Genomic DNA, 19,190 nt, shown 5'->3' on the forward strand with positions numbered 1-19,190 from the left:
GATTGATATATTAGTATGTCAATCGATGGACCTTCCGACCGATCCGATCCGCGACACGCGCCAGCTTCCCGCCGATCATCGGGTCCGACGGCCCGTGCGCGGCACGACGGCCGCTGCCGTCGCGGCATCCTTGCGCGATCAGATCGTCGGCATGGATCTGCTGCCGGGCACGTCGCTGAACGATCGGCAGCTCGGTGAGCGCTTCGGCGTCAGCCGCACGCCCATTCGCGAAGCCCTGCTGCGCCTTGCGGACGAGGGTCTCGTCGAGATCTTCCCGCAATCGGGCACCATCGTGTCCCGGATACCGGTCGGCGCCATTCCCGAGGCGCTCGCGATCCGCCAAGCCCTGGAAGCCGTTTCGGTGGAGGGCTCGGCCGCCCGCCGGGCGGTGGACGGCCTCGACGCCGCGTTGGGTCTGCAACGGGGCATGGCGGCCCGGAACGAGCTTCGGGGGTTCCATGAGGCTGACGAGGCGTTCCATGAAGCGCTGGCCGCGGGAAGTGGCTATCCGGGCGTTTGGCGGCTCCTCCGCTCGGCAAAGGTGCAGATCGATCGGGCGCGCCGGCTGACCTTGCCGGCACCCGGCCGGATGGATCAGGTGATCGCCGAGCATCAACGGATCCGAGACGCGTGCGCCCAAGGCGACAGTGCGGCGGCCCGGCTGGCCATGCGCGATCACCTCAGCATCGTGATCCCCGATGTCACGGCCTTGCGCCAGCGCTTTCCTGCTTACTTCATCGACGCGTAGAGTTCAGCCATGGGCAACGATAGGTCTTCCATGTCGACCAAGCCAGCATAGTCATTCTGGTGCCGGTCCCAGCACAGAGCTCACATCGGTGCTGCGTCTGACCGAACATCCTTGAGGAACCTGCTTCAGGTTAAGGCGTGCCAATATCGCCTGTGAATACCTTGGCTTGTAAGCTGGAGGCGGGAATGAAGCTCACGGAACGGCAAGGGTGGTTGCTTAAGCACCTCGACAACATCGTCTACCGTCAGAAAGTAAGCGGGATGCACGGGTTCTTCCTGAACAAGGAGGAGTGCACGGTGACGGTAAATTCCCTGATCGTGAAGGGTTTGGTCAGGGCGGACAGCGGGAGAACGCAGCTTAAGCGGACAGAGCTCGCGCTGGACATGCGCTGAGATGCAATCACTCTGGGGTCGTCGCATCCTTGTGTTAGAGGATGAGTACTTTCTTGCCGAAGAGTTGGAACGCGTTCTCGACGCAGAGGGCGCGGTGGTTATTGGTCCCTGCTCTGCCATGGCCCAGGTTGAAATCGTGCCCTTGGTTGAAATCGACGGCGCCGTTCTGAATGTCCGCGTTCGAGATGGCGTGAGCTATAGGTTTGCGCAGAAGCTGCGAGAACGCGGCATCCCGTTCGTGTTCGCCTCAGGTCAGAACCGCTTGTCAGAACCCCCGGAATGGCACGACAGCGAATGGGTCGCAAAGCCCTATGAGGCTGGCAACATCATAGCGGCGCTGCATCGTGTTCTGGGCGTGATCAGCGGATAGACCGACGAGCCGGCCGTTCGGGCCTTGGGTCTGTCATGAACTGGTGCGGATGCACGCTTCGGGTTGCGGAGATGGTTCGCAAGCTAGGTCCGAGTTCGTGCGGCAGCGTGTCGGCCCGTTTCTCATGCAGAAAGCAAAAGCGCGCCCGCTCCATCGTAAGTATCAACAGCATGACACGGGCTCTCGGGGGGATTTGGCCGGACGGTTGAGGATTGCGGTCCGCACCCTGGCTGCCTGGCGGTGAACCCGAACGTCGGTCTGCGACTTGTCGGCGTGACAAGGACCGATCATGACCGTGGCTGTCGACCGTTCTCAACTGCGTTTGATCATCGCCGGCCTGACCGAGGGCGTGGTGATCGTCGAGCCGGACGAGTCGGTCAGCTGGGCCAACGATGCCGCGCTTGCCATGCACGGGGTCGAGGACCTGGATGGTCTTGGCCGGACCGTTGCGGCCTATCGCGCCAATTTCGTGCTGCGCTACCGCAACAACGGGAGCCTCGACGAGCAACGCTATCCGATTGAGCGGGTGATCGCGGGGGAAGCCTTCGACGACGTGGTGGTGGAGGTCACGCCCGCCCGCGACCCGGAGGTCAAATGGGTGCATCGCATCCGCAGCCTGGTGCTGAACGATCGCAAGGGAAAGCCTGACTTCCTGGTTCTCGTCGTCACCGACGCCACGGAACGGTTCGCGGCGGAAGAACGCTTCGAGCGCACCTTCGCGGCCAATCCCGCTCCGGCGATCATCTGCCGGCTGTCCGACCTCCGGTTCATCAAGGTCAACCAGGGTTTCCTCGACATGACGGGCTACGACCGGCATCACCTGCTGGGTCGCAGCACCTACGAGGTCGACCTGTTCGCCGGCGCGGAGCGCCGCACGCTGGCCGTGGAACGGCTGAGCGAAGGGCGCACCATTCCGCAGATGGAAGCACATTTGCCGCTGCCCGACGGCGGCAACCGCTTCGTCATCGTGGCCGGCCAGCCGATCGACATGGATGACGAGCCATGCATGCTGTTCACCTTCGCCGACCTCGAGCTACGTCGAAAGGCCGAGACCGCACTCCAGCAGAGCGAGGAGCGGTTCGAAAAGGCTTTCCGCTTGTCGCCCGTGCCGACCGTTCTTGTTCGGCTCAAGGACCTCGCTTACGTGGCCATCAACGATGTCTTCACCCAAACTTTCGGGTTCACGAACGAGGATGTGCGGGGCCGGACCGTCCTCGAGCTGAATATGTGGGCCGCCGCCGAGGCGCGAGCTGGCTTCCACGCGGCCTTGCAGGCCAACGGTCATGTTCACGCCCTGGAGGCTTGCCTCGTCACCAAGGACGGGGCGCACCTCGACTGCATGGTGGCGGCTGAAACCATGACGATCAACACCGAGCCTTGCGTGCTGGCGACCCTCCTCGACATTTCGGCCCGCAAGCATACGGAGCGCGAACTGATGGGCGCCATCGACGCGGTGATGGCCGACACCTCATGGTTCAGCCGCGGGGTGATCCAGCGCCTTGCCGCGCTGCGCCAGCCAAACAGAACCGACCCCGATGCGCTTCTCGCCCTGACGGCTCGCGAGCGCGAGGTGCTCGGGCTGATGTGCGACGGCGCCAGCGATGCCGCGATTGCCAAGCGGCTGACCATGTCGGTCAACACCGTCCGCAACCACACCGCGGCGCTGTATCGCAAGACCGAGGTCCACCGACGCAGCGAACTCGTGATCTGGGGACGCGAGCACGGATTTCCATTCCGATCACAATCGAAGTCCGACTAAACCGGCCGCACTATCTCACTAGCCGATCCGCACTATTGAGATGGCGGGTTCGATGCCTATTTTCTCATCCGGGCGTCCCATGTGGCGACGCAACGATGGGAGACGAGAATGGACAAGAACCGCATCGAGGGCGCGTTGGATCAGGCCAAGGGCGCCGTCAAGGAGACCGTCGGCAAGGTGACGGGCAACACGAAGCTTCAAGCCGAAGGTGCGGCCGACAAGCTGGCCGGCAAGGCCGAGAGTGCCGTCGGCGAGACCAAGGACACGGTCCGCGACGCGTTCAAGAAGTAAGCACCCCGCCCGATCTCAGGGCGCGGGTGTCCGCAGCCCTTCATCCCTTTTCGAGTTTGAGTTCCCACCATGAACACTGATCGTATTGCGGGCGCGGCCCGTGACATTGGCGGCAAAATGCAGGGCCTGGCCGGTCGCGTCACCGGCAGCAACCAGACCCATGCCGAAGGCCTGGTGAACGAAGCGGTCGGTACGGCACAGAACCTCTACGGCCAGGCGGTCGATGGCGTGCGGGACGCGTCCGACGCGGTCACCGACTATGCCGAGCAGGCTTATCGCCAGGGATCCCGTTCTGTGCGCGGCGGCTCCCGTTCGATCGAGAAGCAGCTGTCTCAGCATCCCTTGACGGGTGTGATGGTGGCGGGCGCGATCGGCTTTGTGCTGGGCGTCGTCGTCATGTCGACACGCGGCTGAGGGGCGAACGATGACCTCGATCACCGGCATCGCCACCGAGCCCTCCGCCCATGACCGAGCCGTCGTCGGGGTGGCGCCTGGACACAGCGTGTCCTGGGGCGCCATTTTCGCCGGCGTCGTGATGGCTCTCGTTGTTCAGCTCATTCTGTCGATCCTCGGCTTGGGGATCGGCCTTGCCACGGTGGACCCGGCGTCGACCGGCACACCTTCGGCTTCCGGCCTGTCGTTCGGTGCGGCAATCTGGTGGGTGCTCTCGGGCATCGTCGCCGCGGCGCTCGGCGGCTTCGTCGCCGGCCGCCTGAGCGGCAAACCCGTGACATCGACGGCCGGCTACCATGGCCTCGTCAGTTGGGGCGTGACCACCATGGTGATCGTGTTCCTGTTGTCGTCCGCTGTGGGTGGTATCGTCGGCGGAGCCTTCAGCGCCGTCACGAGCACGCTGGGTGGGGCCGGGCATGCCTTGGGTGGCGCCGTCCAGACGGTGGCCCAGGCTGCCGCCCCGTCGCTGCCCGGCATGAACGACCCGCTGTCCGGCATCGAGTCGCAGATCCGGTCGGCCAGTGGCGGTCAGGATCCAGCCCAGCTCCGCGATGCCGCAACCCAGGCCATCAAGGCGGCGGTGACCGGCGATCCGTCGCAACAACAGCAGGCGCTCGATCGGGCCGCCAATGCCTTAGCCAAGGCGGAGAACATTTCCGTCGATCAGGCCAAGTCGCAGGTGCAAACCTATCAGCAGCAATACGCACAGGCCGTAGCCCAGGCCAAGGTCAAGGCCACCGAGGTTGCCGATGCCGCGGCCAAGACGACGTCGCAGGCCTCCCTGATGATCGTGTTGTCCTTGGTGCTGGGCGCCATCGCTTCGGTGATCGGTGGCCGCTTCGGTACGGTCAGGCTACCCCGCCGGGTGTGAAACCTCCGATAAAGCCAAGGGGCCATCGGGGAGATCGGGCGGCGGGACGTCGCGTCGTCGCACGCCCGCCCGATGGTCCTGATTGGCTTTCAGACCCTTGATCTCCGAGACGCCCGTGGCTTTTGCCGCGGGCGTCTTTCGTTGGTGAGCCGTCCTGCGGGTGATCGGAGCGTCGGTTCAGGCCCAAGGCTGGGCTGATGGCCACGCGGCGTCGGTGAGATGGCGTTTCGAGCGCAGCATTTTGTGCTTCGGGCCTGGGTGCGGCACGGCGGATCACGCTGCACAGCAGCGCGACTCGGCACCAATCTCCCTCGGTGGCCGATAGGGTGGGCCACGATGAGACAACCGTGCTTCAAGCCATCGCGTCCGCCGCAAGGCCTTTGCTTCGGGCAGCCTGGCCGCCGGAGGACCCCGTGACCGAGACCATCCAGCTCCGCTCCATGGGTCCGGAGGACATCGGACGGGCGCATGCCCTGTCGACGGCGGTCGGCTGGGCCCACCGGGTCGAGGATTGGCACCTGTTCCTCGCCGCCGGCCATGGCGTCGTGGCGACAGATGCCGATGGTGTCGTCTTCGGCACGGCCATGTGGTGGCCCTATGGCCCTGCCTTCGGCCATCTCGGGATGGTGATCGTCGAACCGGGCCGACAAGGTTTCGGCGTCGGCCGCAAGCTGATGGCGGCGCTGCTCGATGCGGCCGGACCCCGAAGCCTGCGGCTGACCGCCACCGAGGCCGGGCGCGGGCTCTATGAACGGCTCGGGTTCCGCGTCACGGGCGCCATCACGCAGCATCAGGGCACCATTCACGCGGCGCGCCTGGTCGACGACCCGGCGGTGCGGCCGGCGCGCGACGAAGACTGGCCCGCCATCCTGGCGCTCGATGCCCAGGCGACCGGGGCCGACAGGTCTCGCCTCATCGGCCTGCTGCGAACGGCCGGAACGACCTTTGTGTCCGAACAGGCGGGCCGGCTTCTGGGCTATTCGACCCGCCGAGCCTTTGGGCGCGGGCAGGTCGTCGGGCCGATCGTATGTGCCGACGACGCACAGGCGATCGCGCTCGCGAGCCCGCATGTGCGGGCGCTCGATGGCGGCTTCGGGCGCATGGACACGCCGAACCGCGACGGCGCCTTTGTCGACTTCCTCGAAGCCAACGGCCTCCGCAACATCGACCGCTGCGCCCAGATGACACGCGGTCCGTCGGCCGCGAGCGGTGCCGTCCGCGTCCTTACCATGGCCAGCCAGGCGCTTGGCTGACCCCTTGTCACCCCGTTTCGCAAGGCACGACCATGTCCATCGCCCACGCGGATGACGTTTACATCGACGGTGCCTGGCGGCCCGTCACCGGCGGCGAGCGTCACCCGGTCGTCAACCCGGCGACCGAGGAAGTGATCGGCCACGTGGCGCTGGCCCCGACCGAGGATGTCGACGCGGCGGTCGCGGCGGCTCGAAAGGCGTTTCCCGCCTTTGCGGCCACCACGGTGGCGGAACGGGCCGCGATGCTTCGCGGCATCCGCGACCGTGTCCAGCAACAATCCGCGCTGTTCATCGACGCCATGATGGCCGAGATGGGGGTCGCGCGCAGTTTCGCCGAAACGGCGCAATTGCCCTTCGCGCTCGAACATCTTCGCATCCTCGCGGAGGTGATCGAGCGCTACGAATTCCTGACGCTGAACGGCGCCACCGCGACCGTGAAGGAGCCGATCGGCGTTTGCGCCCTGATCACGCCCTGGAACTGGCCGCTCTATCAGATCACCGCCAAGCTCGCGCCGGCGCTCGCGGCCGGCTGCACGGTTGTGTTGAAGCCGAGCGAGTTGTCGCCGCTCAGCGCGCTGTTATTTGCCGCGGCCGTGCATGACGCCGGCGTTCCGCCCGGCGTGTTCAATCTCGTCGGCGGCACGGGCGCGGTGGTGGGCGCCGCCCTGTCGAGCCATCCGGATGTGGACATGATCTCCATCACGGGCTCGACGCGGGCCGGCGTGCTGGTGGCCCAGGCGGCGGCCCCGACCGTCAAGCGCGTGGTGCAGGAACTCGGCGGCAAGTCGCCCAACGTGTTTCTCGACGACGCGGATTTCGCGACCGGCGTCGGCAAGGGCGTGTTGTCCGCCTTCCGCAACGTCGGCCAGTCGTGCAGCGCGCCGACCCGCATGATCGTGCCGGCCGACCGCCTCGCCGAGGTCGAGGAGCTGGCCCGCCAGGCCGTGGCGGGTCTGCGGGTCGGCGATCCCCGTGCCGCCGAAACCACCATGGGGCCGATCGCCAATGCGGCCCAGCATGCCCGGGTGCAGGCCATGATCGAGGCGGGACGCGCCGAGGGTGCCAAGCTCGTTTGCGGCGGCCTCGGCCGACCCGCGCATCTCAACCGCGGCTATTTCGTACAGCCGACCGTGTTTTCCGCCGTGACGCCCGCCATGCGCATCGCCCGCGAGGAGATCTTCGGCCCGGTGTTGTCGATCATGCCGTACCGCGACGAGGCGGAAGCGTTGCGGATCGCCAACGACACGGTCTACGGGCTCGGCTCTCAGGTGCAGTCGGGCGATCTCGGGCGCGCTCGGCGGTTCGCCATGGGGCTTCGGGCCGGGCAAGTGCACATCAACTATCCCGCCTGGGACGGCAGGGCCGCCTTCGGGGGTTACAAGCGGTCCGGCAACGGGCGCGAATACGGTGTTCACGGCCTCGAAGAGTTCCTGGAAACCAAGTCCGTGCTCGGTTATGCGCCCGACGAGGCGCACAGCTAGGCGTTCCGCCCAAAGCCATCCACCACCATTCGGAGTTTGCGACCATGGCCGAAACGGCGACGCTGGCCCCCGCCCCACCCACGACGCTTGGTGATCTCGACACCCCCTGCCTGGTGCTCGATGTCGCCCGGCTGGAGGCGAACGTATCGCGTTTGCGCGCCCGGCTCGATCGCCTCGGCGTGACCCTGCGGCCGCATCTGAAGACCGCCAAATCGGTCGAGGCAGGGCGGCGCGTCATGGTGACGCCGAGCGGCCCGGCCACCGTGTCGACGCTGCAGGAAGCCGAGCAATTCGCCGCCGCCGGCGTGCGGGACATCACCTATGCGGTCGGTATCGCGCCCGACAAGCTCCCGCGCGTGCTGGCGCTGCGGGCCCGCGGCGTCGATATCGCGGTGGTGCTCGACACGGTGGCGCAGGCCGAAGCCCTCGTGGTGGCGTCCCGTCAGGCGGGCGCCCCCGTGCCGGCCTATATCGAGATCGATTGCGATGGACACCGCTCGGGCGTGTTGCCCGGCGACGCGGACCGGCTTGTCGCCATCGGGCGGACGCTCGCGAATGGCGCGGAGCTTCGGGGCGTGCTCACCCATGCGGGTGAAAGCTATGCGGCGCGCGGCATGGACGCACTTCGGATCTGCGCCGAAGGGGAGCGGCGTGCCGCCGTGGACGCCGCCACGGTGCTGCGGAACGCGGGACTGGCCTGTCCGGTGGTCAGCGTCGGGTCGACCCCGACCGCTTTCGCGGCCGAGGACCTGACCGGGGTCACGGAAGTGCGGGCCGGCGTCTTCGTGTTCTTCGATCTTGTGATGACCGGCATCGGCGTTTGCACGGTGAGCGATATTGCGCTGTCGGTTCTGGCGACCGTGATCGGCCACCAGTACGACAAGGGCTGGATCCTGGTTGACGCGGGGTGGATGGCGATGTCCCAGGATCGCGGCACGGCCAAGCAGGCCGTCAACCAGGGTTATGGGGTCGTTTGCGACCTCGCGGGTCAGCCTTATGCGGACCTCATCATGGTAGGGGCCAACCAGGAGCATGGCATCGTGGCCTTGCGGCCGGGCGCCGACGGCGCTCTGCCGGCGCTGGCGATCGGCGATCGCGTCCGCATCCTGCCCAATCATGCCTGCGCGACGGGAGCCCAGCACGGCGCTTATCACGTGGTGCGCGGCGCTTCGCCCACCCTGGAAGCGACGTGGCCCCGCTTTGGAGGATGGTGAGGTGACGACGTTGACCCCCACACCCATCGTGACCGACAGGGTATCGCCCCCCGGCGGCCACTATGCCCAGGGCGTTGCGGCCGGGCCGCATGTGTATGTGTCGGGCCAATTGCCCGTGCGCCCGGACGGCAGCAAGGACCCGGACGCCGATTTCGATACCCAGGCCGCGCTGGCGATCTCCAATATGCTGGCCGTGCTTGCGGCGGCCGGCGGTGGCCCCGAGCATCTCGTCAAGGTCACGGCCTATATCGTCGGGATCGCCAACTGGCCCCGCTTCAACGCCGTTTATGCGCGCCTGATGGGTCCCCTTCGCCCGGCCCGCTCGGTGGTGCCGGTGCCGGAACTGCATTTCGGCTTCCTGGTGGAAGTCGATGCCGTCGCGATGGTGCCGGATCGGGCGGCGCCGACCGAGCGTCCCGGCCCCGCGTAACGCGAGGCCGGCGGCACCGTTCAGCGCAGGGCGGCCCGCACGGCCGGATCGTCCAGCACGGCATCGAGCGTCGCGCCGAGCCGGTCCACCAGAAGATCGATGTCCGCTTCCGTGCAGCAGAGCGGGGGCGCAAAGCCGATCATGTCATCCGCAAAGGCGCGGAAGATGAGCCGGTTCTCGAGGCCATGGGCGGCCAGCTTGCCGGCGATGCCGAGTTCGCGCGGGGGCTTGGTCTTGCGGGCCTTGTCGGTGACGAGCTCGAGCCCCTGCAGCATGCCCCGCCCGCGCACCTCGCCGACGAGCGGATGCGCCGCGAAGGCGCCCAGGCGGTCTGCCAGATAGGCGCCGACGCGCTGGCCCTGCGCGAGCAGGCCGTTTTCGTAAAGGTCGAGCACCGCGAGCCCTACGGCCGCGCTGACCGGGTGAGCCGAATAGGTGAGCCCGTGCCCGATCGTGGCCCCTTCGGGGCTGCCGTCGCGGATCGTGGTGTAGACATCTTCCGACATCAGCACCGCCCCCATCGGCACATAGCCGGAGGTGAGGCCTTTGGCGACCGTCATCATGTCGGGCACGATCGCCTCGTCGGCGCAGGCGAACAGCGGCCCCGTGCGGCCGAAGCCGGTGATCACTTCGTCGGCGATGAACAGGATGCCGAGGTCCCGGCAGGCGTCGCGCATGGCGGGCAGCCAGCCCCGCGGCGGCACGATGATGCCGCCCGACCCCGTGATGGGCTCGCAGAAGAAAGCCGCCACCGTATCGGCCCCGAGGGCCTCGACCTTGGCCCGCAGCTCGGCCAGCGACGCTGCGATGATGGTTTCAGGGTCCGAGCCGACGGGGTTGCGGTAGGGGTAGGGGTTGGCGATGTAATGTTGCCACGGGAGCGGCAGGTCGGAGTCGCGGTGAAAGGCCGGCAAAGCCGTGATGCCCGCTCCGGTCGAGGACGAGCCGTGATAGCCCCTGGCCAGGGAGATGACGTTGCGACGCTCGGGCGTGCCCTTGGCGTGCATGTAGAAGCGGATGAAGCGCACCACGCTGTCGATCGCGTCCGAACCGCCGAGCGTGAAGAACACGTGGTTGAGATCGCCGGGCGCCAAGTCGGCCAACCGCGACGCGAGCCGGATCGCCGGCTCGGACGCATAGCCGAAATAGCCGGTCGCATAGGGCAGACGGAGCATCTGTTCCGTCGCGGCCCGAACCACGCTGTCCTGCCCGTAGCCGACGTTGACGCACCACAGGCCGGAAAAGCCGTCGAGCAGGGTGCGTCCCGACGCGTCGGTCAGGTAGGCCCCCTTGCCCGAGCTCAGCACGTGGGCGCCGCGCCGTTCGTGGTCGCGCCACGACATCACGGGATGGATCAGGTGGGCGCGATCGAGTTCGGCGAGGTTGTTGGCCAACATGGGGGTATTCGCTGGGTTCGAGATGCCGCCATGATGCGGGACAAGCGCCGAAGATGCTGCGGTTGCCGCCCATCGGGGCCGCAGCTCCTGTTGAACGGCCCGGCCAAGCGGCAGCTTTCCATGCCGTCGCAGGCCTAGGATGCTGGCGGACGACCTGTTCCGCACGACCGTGACAGGTGAGAAAGCGCGAGACCCGCATGACCCTTTCCCTTCTCCGTGACCCTTCGCTGTTTCGGACAAGCGCCTTGATCGGCGGTGCCTGGGTGGGGGCCGCCGCGGGCGGCACGATCGATGTCACCAACCCCGCCACGGGCGAGCGCCTCGGCACCGTTCCGGACCTCGGCGCCGATGACACCCGCGACGCCGTCGCGGCCGCCGCGGCCGCCTGGCAGGACTGGCGCGCCACACCGGCCCCCGTGCGCGCCGATCGTCTCATGGCCTGGTACGACGCCGTGCTGGCGGCCGCCGACGACCTCGCGCTGATCCTGACGCTCGAACAGGGAAAACCGCTCGCCGAGGCGCGCGGCGAGGTCCTTTACGGCGCGGGCTTCATCCGCTGGTTCGCTGAAGAAGCGCGCCGCATCGGGGGGGCGAGCGTGCCGGCGCCGACCAGCGATCGCCGCATCCTGGTTCTCAAGGAGCCCGTGGGGGTGTCGGCCGCCATCACGCCCTGGAATTTTCCGATCGCCATGATCACCCGGAAGGCGGCGCCCGCCCTGGCGGCCGGCTGCACGGTGGTGATCAAGCCGTCCGAGCTGACACCCTTCTCGGCCCTGGCGCTCGCGGTTCTGGCCGAGCGCGTCGGCATTCCGCCTGGGGTCGTCAACGTGGTCACCGGCGCGCCCGGCACGGTCGGCGGCGTGCTGACCTCCGACATCCGCGTCCGCAAACTGTCGTTCACCGGCTCGACCGCGGTCGGTCGGCTGTTGATGGCGCAATGCGCCGCCACCGTGAAGCGGGTCAGCCTCGAACTCGGCGGCAACGCGCCCTTCATCGTTTTCGACGACGCCGATCTCGACCTCGCGGTCGCGGGCGCCGTGGCGTCGAAGTTCCGCAACGCCGGCCAGACCTGCGTCTGCGCCAACCGCATCCTGGTTCAGGACGGCATCCACGACCGTTTCGTCGCGGCACTCGCGTCCGCGGCCGCGGGCTTCCGCCTCGGCGACGGCCGCGACGCCGGCGTGACCATGGGGCCGCTCATCAACGCGGCGGCCCGCGCCAAGGTCATGGCGCATCTGGCCGATGCCCAGACCAAGGGTGGCCGGCTGCAGACCCCGGGGGGCACCGACCGCGGCGGCTCCTTCGTGGCTCCGGCGGTGCTGACGGGCGCCACGCCCGAGATGCAGCTCGCGCACGAAGAAACCTTCGGTCCCTTGGCCCCCGTGTTCCGCTTCCGCAGCGAAGCGGAAGCGCTCGATCTCGCCAATGCCACGCCGTTCGGCCTCGCGGCCTATTTCTACACCGCCGACCTCCGGCGGTCGTGGCGCGTGGCCGAGCGCCTCGAAGCCGGCATGGTGGGGCTCAACACCGGCTCCGTGTCGCTCGAGATGGCGCCCTTCGGCGGCATCAAGCAGTCGGGCATCGGCCGCGAGGGGTCGAGCCTCGGCATCGAGGAATACCTCGAGGCCAAGGCGTTCCACATCGGCGGCCTCCAGTGAGCGCCGCCCTCCCCATGGCTCCGGCTCCGAAGCATCACCGCATCGCGCTCATCCCGGGCGACGGCATCGGCGGCGAGGTGATCGAGGCGGGCTGGTCGGTGCTGCAGGCGGCGGCGAACCGCTTCGGCTTCGTCCTCACGGGCGAAACCTTCCCCTGGTCCTGCGAGCATTATCTCCGGCACGGCCGCATGATGCCCGAAGACGGCATTGCGCAATTGCGCGCTTTTTCGGCCATCTATCTCGGCGCCGTCGGCTGGCCGCAGCGCGTGCCGGATTCGGTGTCGCTGCACGGCCTGTTGCTGCCGATCCGCAAGGCCTTCGATCTTTACGTCAACGCCCGTCCGCACCGTCTTCTCGCCGGGGTGCGGGGGCCGTTGCGGGCGGAAGCCTTCGACATCCTCTGCATCCGTGAAAACACGGAGGGCGAATATAGTGGCGCGGGCGGGCGCGTGCATCAGGGGACGGCGGCCGAGGTCGCGGTCGAAACGTCGGTCTTCACGCGACGCGGCATCGAGCGCATCCTTCGCTATGCCTTTCTGCAGGCGCGCGGGCGCGGCGGGCGGCTCGCCTCGGTGACCAAGTCGAATGCCCAGAAGCACTCCATGGTGTTCTGGGACGAGGTGACCGAGGCCGTCGCGGCCGACTATCCTGACGTGGAGGTGACGCGCTACCACGTCGATGCCATCGCGGCCCGCTTCATCACCGATCCCGCGAGCCTCGACGTCGTCGTGGCTTCCAACCTGTTCGGCGACATCCTCACGGATATCGGCGCGGCGATCCAGGGTGGTCTCGGCTTTGCGGCTTCGGCGAACCTCAACCCGGAAGGCGGGGTGCCGTCGATGTTCGAGCCGGTGCATGGTTCGGCACCCGACATCGCCGGCCAGGGCCGGGCAAACCCGCTCGCGACCATATGGTCCGGCGCCTTGATGCTCGCCCATCTGGGCGAGACGGCGGCTGCCGACGCCGTTATGGCCGCGGTCGAAGCGGTGACGGCCCGGAGCACGGTGATGACGCCCGACCAGGGTGGCACGGCCAGCACCGCGGCCGTGGCCGCCGCCGTTACGGCGGCCCTGGGCGCCGCGGCCGACCGCCGGACTTAACCGTCGGTCAGCCGATCGCCTGGGACGCCAGCGCGAAGGTGTGGTGGGTGCGGGCGGGACCGCGGGGCGACCCGCACCGCATCGTGGTGACGCCGCCCACATGGGCGAGCCCGGCTTCGGTCAGGAATGGCATGAGGCCGGTGTCCGGCATCGTATCGACGCGCAGGAAGCGTCCGGGCTCGGCACAGGCCGCGATAAGGGCGCGGGCCGTGTCGGCGTCGCGGGCCACCACCGGCCCCGCCAGGCGGCCCCGACCGAAGTCGCGTACGGCCGCAAAGCCGTCGTCCGCCAGGAAGATCGATCCTGCTGCCAGCAGATTGGCGTAAAGCATTGGTCGCGCCGCGCCGAAGGCGTCCTGGTCCCAGGCGACGAGCCGATCGAGGTCGGCCTCCGTGGCCTCCCGCCAGGTGATGGGGTGCGTGGCCGGGATACGGGCGACCACACCCTGCATCTGCGCGATCGTGCCGGTCGCCACGAAGCCGAGCTTTTCGTAAAGCGGCCGGCCTTCTTCCGTGGCCGACAGCAACATCGGCCGTCCCGCCGCGCGGTCGATGACGGCCTGCATGATGCGTCGCCCAAGGCCGCGCCCCCGCAAACGTTCATCGACGATGATCATGTTGATCGCCGCCTGCGTGCCGAAATCGGAGCAGAACCCGGTGCCGACCACGGCCTCGCCCGCGAGGGCGACGACGCCATGCGACAAGGCCGCCGTGAAGGCCCAGTCCTCGACACGGTGCGGCCAGCCGGCCGCCTGGGACAAGCGGACCGCCCCGGGAAGGTGAGCCTCCGCAAACGGCACCAGCGCGATGGGGTCGTCCACGGCATTCACGGCGGGCGCTTGCGACAGGGAGCGGGATCCGGACATGGCGCGCCTCACGTCACGATGACGAAGATCTTCTTGACGGTTTCGATCGTTTTCCAGGTGCCGACGAAGCCGGGCTTCAGGACGAAGTCGTCGCCCGCCTGGAACCGCTGGGTGGGGCCGCCGTCTTCCGTGATCTCGATCACCCCTTCGAGGAGGTGGCAATATTCGAAGGTTTCGCCTTTGATCGACCGCGTGGTGCCGGGCGTTCCTTCCCAGATTCCGGTGCGGACCTGGCCCGAGCGCGCCGTGTCGAGATCCCAGGTCTTGAAGGCCGGGGCGCCCTCGATCAGGCGATCGGGCGCCGCGACCGCCTCGCGGGGCGCGAATGAGGGTGCGGTGTCCAGGGAAACCAGAAGGGTCATGGGAAGCGTCCGCTTTCGTTGATCAGGCGAGCCTCTCGAAGAGGGGGAGACCGGTGCACCCGGCAGCAGGAATAAGGCCGGCGGTCCCGCAGGGTCTGCCGTTCCCTTGTCCAGACGCGCGATAAAATGCGATGGCGGCCCCAAAGGCGGCAGCCACTGTTGGCCGATCCTGGACACGATGATGTCCCGTGAGCCGGGGACTGCCCCGGACCGTCGACGGAGCCCTCGCGATGCCATTTCGACCCAAATACATCACCTTCGATTGTTATGGCACGCTCACCCGCTTCGAGATGGCCGAGAAGACGACGGAGCTCTACGGCGCCGACGTCTCCCCGGACGTGCTGGCGCAACTGATCAAGGATTTCGCGGCCTACCGGTTCAACGGCATCCTGGGCGACTGGAAGCCCTATTCGGAGGTGATCCATTATGCGCTGAAGAGCGCCTGCAAGCGCTCCGGCGTCGCCTTCGCGGACGCACATGCGCAGGCGATCTCCGACGCGATCCCGAGCTGGGGTCCGCACCCGGACGTGCCGGCCGGCCTCGCCACGGTGGCCAAGGAGATCCCGCTGGTGATCTTGTCGAACGCCATGACGGCGCAGATCCCGCACAACGTCGCCAAGCTCGGCGCGCCCTTCGCGCATGTGTTCACGGCCCAACAGGCGAATGCCTATAAGCCGCGCCTGCAGGCCTTCGAATACATGCTGGACATGCTGGGCTGCGGGCCCGAGGACATCCTGCATTGTTCGTCGTCGTTCCGCTACGACCTGATGTCGGCCTACGACCTCGGCATCAAGAACAAGGTCTGGGTGAACCGCGGCCACGAACCGCCGAACCCTTATTACGGCTATACCGAAATCAAGGACATCTCGTTCCTGCCCGGCGTGGTGGGCCTTTAGGGGCAGCACGGATCATGGAATTCACGTCCTACTGGAAAGACACCGCAACGCCCTTCGCGCATGGCTGCAAGGGTCCTGTCGAGGGCAACTTCGACGTGGCGGTGGTGGGTGGCGGCTTCACCGGCCTCGCGGCCGCTCGCGCGCTGGCGCGGGCGGGCGTCAAGGTGGCGCTGTTCGAGGCGCGCGAGGTCGGCTACGGCGCGTCCGGCCGCAACGGCGGCCACGTCAACAACGGGCTGGCGCATAGCTATCTGTCCGCCAAGGCGATGCTCGGCGAGGAACAAGCCAAGAGGCTTTATTGGGCGCTCGATTCCGCCGTGGATGCCGTCGAGCAGGTGGTCCAGGAAGAACAGATCGATTGCGCGTTCCGGCGCGGCGGCAAGCTGAAGCTCGCTTCAAAGCCGTCGCACGTCGAGGGGTTGCGCAGCAACTTCGAGGCGATCCACCGCGAGGTCGATCCCGACACCGCGTTTCTGGAGCGTGCCGACCTCGCGTCCGAGGTCGGGTCGGACCGGTTCCACGGCGCCATGCTGTCGCGCAAAAGCGCCATGATGCACATGGGCCGCTATGTGGCGGGGCTGGCCTATGCGGCCCATCGCCATGGTGCGACCCTATGGGAGAACGCCCCGGTGACGGCGCGACGGCGGGAGGGCGGACGCTGGCGCCTGACCACCCCGCGGGGCGAGATCACGGCCACCGACATGATCGCGGCCACCGACGCCTATACGTCGGGGCCGTTCGATTATTACCGCCGGCGCATCGTGTCCGTGGGGGCCTTCATCCTGGCCACGCGGCCGCTCACCCCCGACGAGGTCGCGCGCGTCATGCCGGGCGACCGGACCTGCGTCACCACCATGAACGTCGGCAATTTCTTCCGCCTGTCCCCTGACAAGCGGCTGATCTGGGGCGGCCGGGCCCGCTTCTCGACCGTGTCGGACCAGCGCTCGGACGCGAAATCGGGTCACATTCTGCGCCAAGCCTTGGCCCGGACCTTTCCCGAGCTTGCCAATGTCGAGATCGATCATTGTTGGGGCGGCCTCGTCGGCATGACGCGGGACCGGTTTCCCCGCGCCGGCCAGGAAGACGGCGTCTGGCACGCCATGGGCTATTCCGGCCACGGCGCCCAGATGGCGACCCACATGGGCAACGTGCTGGCCGAAATGGTGCTTGGCAGGCCGGATGCGAATCCGATGCACGGCATGCGCTGGGACGCCTTCCCGCTTTATTCGGGCAAGCCATGGTTCATGCCGGTGGTCGGCATGTACTACAAGCTCAAGGATATGGTGTCCTGACACGGGCGCCGTCGCCGATCCCCCATCGTGGGGCGGCGGCGGCGGCGGTTCAGAACTCCGACACCTTGCCCCAGGCCGCCTGGCCGAAGCGGGACAAGCGATATTGCTCGACCTTTGTGATGGGCTGACGCCCGAGCACGATATCGGCCACGAGGTGCCCGGCGCCCGGCCCGATGCCGAAGCCGTGCCCTGAGAAGCCGGCCGCAACGACGAGCCCCGACAAGGGCAGTCCGCCGTCGATGACCGGAACGCCGTCGGGCGTCATGTCGATCATGCCGGCCCAGGTGGACCGCACCGGAAGCGCCCGCAGGGCGGGCAGCAGCGCCTGGGCCCGTCGCAGCGTTTCGGCGACGGCGCGGGGCGACGGCCGGGGATCGAGGATACGCATCCGTTCCATGGGCGTGGGCCGGTCGGCCCGCCAAAGGCGTCGCGTCGCGAAGCCGGACCGCCAACCCTCGGTCCCACCGGGCTTCACCAGCCGCCAGCGCCGCGCGAACATGGGAATGAAGTGGCGGGCATGGGCCAGCATGGCCGGCGTGGGATCGACGAGGCCGAGGCCCGAAATCGCCAGCGTATGCCCTCCGTCGCCGCGCCGCGTGATGGTGATGCCCTTGGTGTGCAGGGCGGGCGGCAGCTCTTCGGCCCCGGGCGCCAGGGCGATCACGGAGGAGCGGATCGTCGCCTGCGGGAAGGGAAGCCCGATCTGGTGCAGGAAGGATCCTGCCCAGGCGCCACCCGCCAGCACCACCTGCTGGGCCTTGATCGTGCCATGCTCGGTGATGACGCCCGTGACCCGGCCCGCTTCGACCTCCAGGGCGCGCGCGGCGCAGTTCTGCACCACCTGGCCCCCATGCTTGGCGATGCCGACCGCGATCAGCGGCGCCGCGCGGCTTGGATCGGCGATGCCGTCGGTGGGGGCCCACACGCCGCCCGCCCAGGCGCGGCCCGTGGACACGGCCCGGTCCACCGTCTCGGCCGCCGAAAGCATGCGCGTGTCGAGCCCTTCGCCTTGCGCGAAACGGACCCACTTGGCCCAGGTCGCGATTTCAGCGGGGTCGTCCGACAGGTACAGCAGCCCGCTCTTGCGGAAGCCGAGGTCCTGGCCGATGTCGCGGGTCATCTCTTCCCACAGGCGCAGGCTGTGGGTTGCGAGCGGCAGTTCGCGCGCATCGCGGTTTTGTTGCCGAACCCAGCCCCAGTTGCGGCTCGATTGTTCGGCGCCGACGCGGCCCTTCTCGAGCAGGACCACCTGCTGCCCGGCTCGCGCCAGCCAATAGGCCGTCGCGGTTCCGACGATCCCGCCGCCGATCACCACGGTGTCGGCGCGTTTCGGGATGGCGTGGCCGAACTCCACGATGTGCAACGGGGCGGGCATGTGTTTGCTCCGGTAGAGGTCAGTGTTGTCGACGCACCACGACGATCGGGCGATCCCGACCTGCCCTCCCGAGACGAACGTCGGAGCGTTGCGAAAGGCCGAGCATCCCAGGGCGCCGCGGCGTCTCGAAGCGTCGGGCTACGCGGACCCTGCGCGGCCTGGCGCGTCAAGACGTGACGGCCCCATCAGAATGGACCCGCCGAGGCCCTTGCGCGTACCGGCTCGGCCTGTGTTTCGAGACGATCGTGCCTTTCCGCCGGGAATGACGGCATGCAATGCTACGGCGGGGTTCGGCCGAGCCGGGAAGATCGGGGAAGGCACAGCCTCGCGCGCCCCAATCCGCCCGCGACGGCGGCGAGATGCCCCCGCCCCGGCCGACGCAGGTCGGCAGCACGATATGCTGCCAGCGGTTGAAATCGGCGCCTCGCCCTTGCGGCATCGCTCCGGCCGGACTTTACTCCCCAGCGGATGGTGGTGCTTGTGCCGGAGACTGCAATGAAGCTGGATCGGATCGACATCAAGATCCTGCACGAACTGCAGAAGAACGGCCGCATCACCAACGTGGAACTGGCCCAGGTGGTCAATCTGTCGCCCAGCCCCTGCCTGATCCGGGTCAAGAAACTGCAGAGCGAAGGCTTCATCGACGGTTATTCGGCCCTGATCAACGTCGGCAAGCTCGGCCAGACGCTGATGGTCTTCACCGAAATCACGCTCCGCAACCATCGGCAGGTCGACTTCGCCCGCTTCATCAGCACGGTCGAGAAGATCGACCAGTTGATCGAATGCCACCTCGTGTCGGGCGGCTACGATTATCTGCTGAAATTCGTGACGGCCGGGATCAGCGAATACCAGGGCATCATGGAACGCCTGATCGATCTCGACATCGGCATCGACAAGTATTTTTCCTTTGTGATCCTGAAATCGCCGATCGTCCGCACCCACGTGCCCTTGACGAGCTTGTTCCCGCTTTGACGCCCGGGCTC

The 19,190-nt window shown here is 67.7% G+C and carries 20 protein-coding genes; 16 read left to right on the plus strand and 4 right to left on the minus strand.

The annotated features are described in order from the left end of the window. The first annotated feature begins 25 nt into the window (after nucleotides 1-25). The 11 genes from P7D22_RS04965 to P7D22_RS05015 all read left to right on the plus strand — a co-directional run bounded on the left by P7D22_RS04965 (nucleotide 26) and on the right by P7D22_RS05015 (nucleotide 9,262). On the plus strand, nucleotides 26-748 hold the full coding sequence (locus P7D22_RS04965) for a GntR family transcriptional regulator (RefSeq protein WP_319933106.1): 723 nt from the start codon (nucleotides 26-28) through the stop codon (nucleotides 746-748). Between the two features lie 185 nt (nucleotides 749-933). After that, nucleotides 934-1,140: a hypothetical protein gene (locus P7D22_RS04970; protein ID WP_319933107.1), complete on the plus strand. Its 207-nt coding sequence runs from the start codon at nucleotides 934-936 to the stop codon at nucleotides 1,138-1,140. Between the two features lies 1 nt (nucleotide 1,141). Continuing rightward, on the plus strand, nucleotides 1,142-1,510 hold the full coding sequence (locus P7D22_RS04975) for a response regulator (RefSeq protein ID WP_319933108.1): 369 nt from the start codon (nucleotides 1,142-1,144) through the stop codon (nucleotides 1,508-1,510). A 289-nt stretch (nucleotides 1,511-1,799) separates the two neighbouring features. Further along, nucleotides 1,800-3,269, plus strand: a complete 1,470-nt coding sequence (locus P7D22_RS04980) for a helix-turn-helix transcriptional regulator (RefSeq protein ID WP_319933109.1) — start codon at nucleotides 1,800-1,802, stop codon at nucleotides 3,267-3,269. A gap of 108 nt (nucleotides 3,270-3,377) precedes the next feature. Beyond that, complete coding sequence (locus P7D22_RS04985; RefSeq protein ID WP_319933110.1) at nucleotides 3,378-3,560, plus strand: CsbD family protein; 183 nt, start codon at nucleotides 3,378-3,380, stop codon at nucleotides 3,558-3,560. 69 nt (nucleotides 3,561-3,629) lie between these two features. After that, nucleotides 3,630-3,974 (plus strand): CsbD family protein, encoded by a 345-nt coding sequence (locus P7D22_RS04990; RefSeq protein WP_319933111.1) that lies wholly within the window; start codon nucleotides 3,630-3,632, stop codon nucleotides 3,972-3,974. A 10-nt stretch (nucleotides 3,975-3,984) separates the two neighbouring features. Continuing rightward, complete coding sequence (locus P7D22_RS04995) at nucleotides 3,985-4,884, plus strand: PhnA-like protein (RefSeq protein WP_319933112.1); 900 nt, start codon at nucleotides 3,985-3,987, stop codon at nucleotides 4,882-4,884. 413 nt (nucleotides 4,885-5,297) lie between these two features. Further along, nucleotides 5,298-6,137, plus strand: coding sequence for a GNAT family N-acetyltransferase (locus P7D22_RS05000; RefSeq protein ID WP_319933113.1), 840 nt, complete (start codon nucleotides 5,298-5,300; stop codon nucleotides 6,135-6,137). 32 nt (nucleotides 6,138-6,169) lie between these two features. Further along, a complete protein-coding gene (locus P7D22_RS05005; RefSeq protein WP_319933114.1) occupies nucleotides 6,170-7,618 on the plus strand; it encodes an aldehyde dehydrogenase family protein in 1,449 nt (482 codons plus the stop codon). 44 nt (nucleotides 7,619-7,662) lie between these two features. Then, the gene (locus P7D22_RS05010; protein ID WP_319933115.1) at nucleotides 7,663-8,832 is read left to right on the plus strand and encodes a DSD1 family PLP-dependent enzyme; all 1,170 of its coding nucleotides are present in this window, start codon (nucleotides 7,663-7,665) and stop codon (nucleotides 8,830-8,832) included. A 1-nt stretch (nucleotide 8,833) separates the two neighbouring features. Then, nucleotides 8,834-9,262 carry a RidA family protein gene (locus P7D22_RS05015; RefSeq protein WP_442916028.1) on the plus strand — a complete coding sequence of 143 codons (429 nt, stop codon included), beginning with the start codon at nucleotides 8,834-8,836 and terminating at the stop codon, nucleotides 9,260-9,262. Nucleotides 9,263-9,282: 20 nt separating this feature from the next. On the opposite strand, the gene P7D22_RS05020 is transcribed toward P7D22_RS05015, so the two are convergent. Then, the gene (locus P7D22_RS05020) at nucleotides 9,283-10,659 is read right to left on the minus strand and encodes an aminotransferase class III-fold pyridoxal phosphate-dependent enzyme (RefSeq protein WP_319933116.1); all 1,377 of its coding nucleotides are present in this window, start codon (nucleotides 10,657-10,659) and stop codon (nucleotides 9,283-9,285) included. A gap of 197 nt (nucleotides 10,660-10,856) precedes the next feature. Between P7D22_RS05020 and P7D22_RS05025 the strand changes: the two genes are divergently transcribed. Beyond that, a complete protein-coding gene (locus tag P7D22_RS05025) occupies nucleotides 10,857-12,317 on the plus strand; it encodes an NAD-dependent succinate-semialdehyde dehydrogenase (RefSeq protein WP_319933117.1) in 1,461 nt (486 codons plus the stop codon). A gap of 14 nt (nucleotides 12,318-12,331) precedes the next feature. Then, the gene (locus tag P7D22_RS05030) at nucleotides 12,332-13,417 is read left to right on the plus strand and encodes a tartrate dehydrogenase (protein ID WP_319933166.1); all 1,086 of its coding nucleotides are present in this window, start codon (nucleotides 12,332-12,334) and stop codon (nucleotides 13,415-13,417) included. 7 nt (nucleotides 13,418-13,424) lie between these two features. On the opposite strand, the gene P7D22_RS05035 is transcribed toward P7D22_RS05030, so the two are convergent. Together P7D22_RS05035 and P7D22_RS05040 are read right to left on the minus strand one after the other, a co-directional pair. After that, nucleotides 13,425-14,282 (minus strand): GNAT family N-acetyltransferase, encoded by an 858-nt coding sequence (locus P7D22_RS05035; protein ID WP_319933118.1) that lies wholly within the window; start codon nucleotides 14,280-14,282, stop codon nucleotides 13,425-13,427. Nucleotides 14,283-14,290: 8 nt separating this feature from the next. Continuing rightward, nucleotides 14,291-14,644, minus strand: a complete 354-nt coding sequence (locus P7D22_RS05040) for a cupin domain-containing protein (protein ID WP_319933119.1) — start codon at nucleotides 14,642-14,644, stop codon at nucleotides 14,291-14,293. 230 nt (nucleotides 14,645-14,874) lie between these two features. On the opposite strand from P7D22_RS05040, the gene P7D22_RS05045 reads away from it, so the two are divergent. Continuing rightward, entirely contained in the window at nucleotides 14,875-15,540 is a 666-nt protein-coding gene (locus tag P7D22_RS05045) for a haloacid dehalogenase type II (RefSeq protein ID WP_319933120.1), read from the plus strand. 14 nt (nucleotides 15,541-15,554) lie between these two features. After that, a complete protein-coding gene (locus tag P7D22_RS05050; protein ID WP_319933121.1) occupies nucleotides 15,555-16,832 on the plus strand; it encodes an NAD(P)/FAD-dependent oxidoreductase in 1,278 nt (425 codons plus the stop codon). 49 nt (nucleotides 16,833-16,881) lie between these two features. Here P7D22_RS05050 and P7D22_RS05055 read toward each other — a convergent pair whose 3' ends face one another. Next, complete coding sequence (locus P7D22_RS05055; protein ID WP_319933122.1) at nucleotides 16,882-18,207, minus strand: NAD(P)/FAD-dependent oxidoreductase; 1,326 nt, start codon at nucleotides 18,205-18,207, stop codon at nucleotides 16,882-16,884. Between the two features lie 495 nt (nucleotides 18,208-18,702). Between P7D22_RS05055 and P7D22_RS05060 the strand changes: the two genes are divergently transcribed. Next, nucleotides 18,703-19,179 (plus strand): Lrp/AsnC family transcriptional regulator, encoded by a 477-nt coding sequence (locus P7D22_RS05060; protein ID WP_319933123.1) that lies wholly within the window; start codon nucleotides 18,703-18,705, stop codon nucleotides 19,177-19,179. The last annotated feature ends 11 nt before the right edge of the window (nucleotides 19,180-19,190 follow it).

Origin of the sequence: Lichenihabitans sp. Uapishka_5, from assembly GCF_033947565.1 — a bacterium.
GTDB lineage: Bacteria > Pseudomonadota > Alphaproteobacteria > Rhizobiales > Beijerinckiaceae > Lichenihabitans.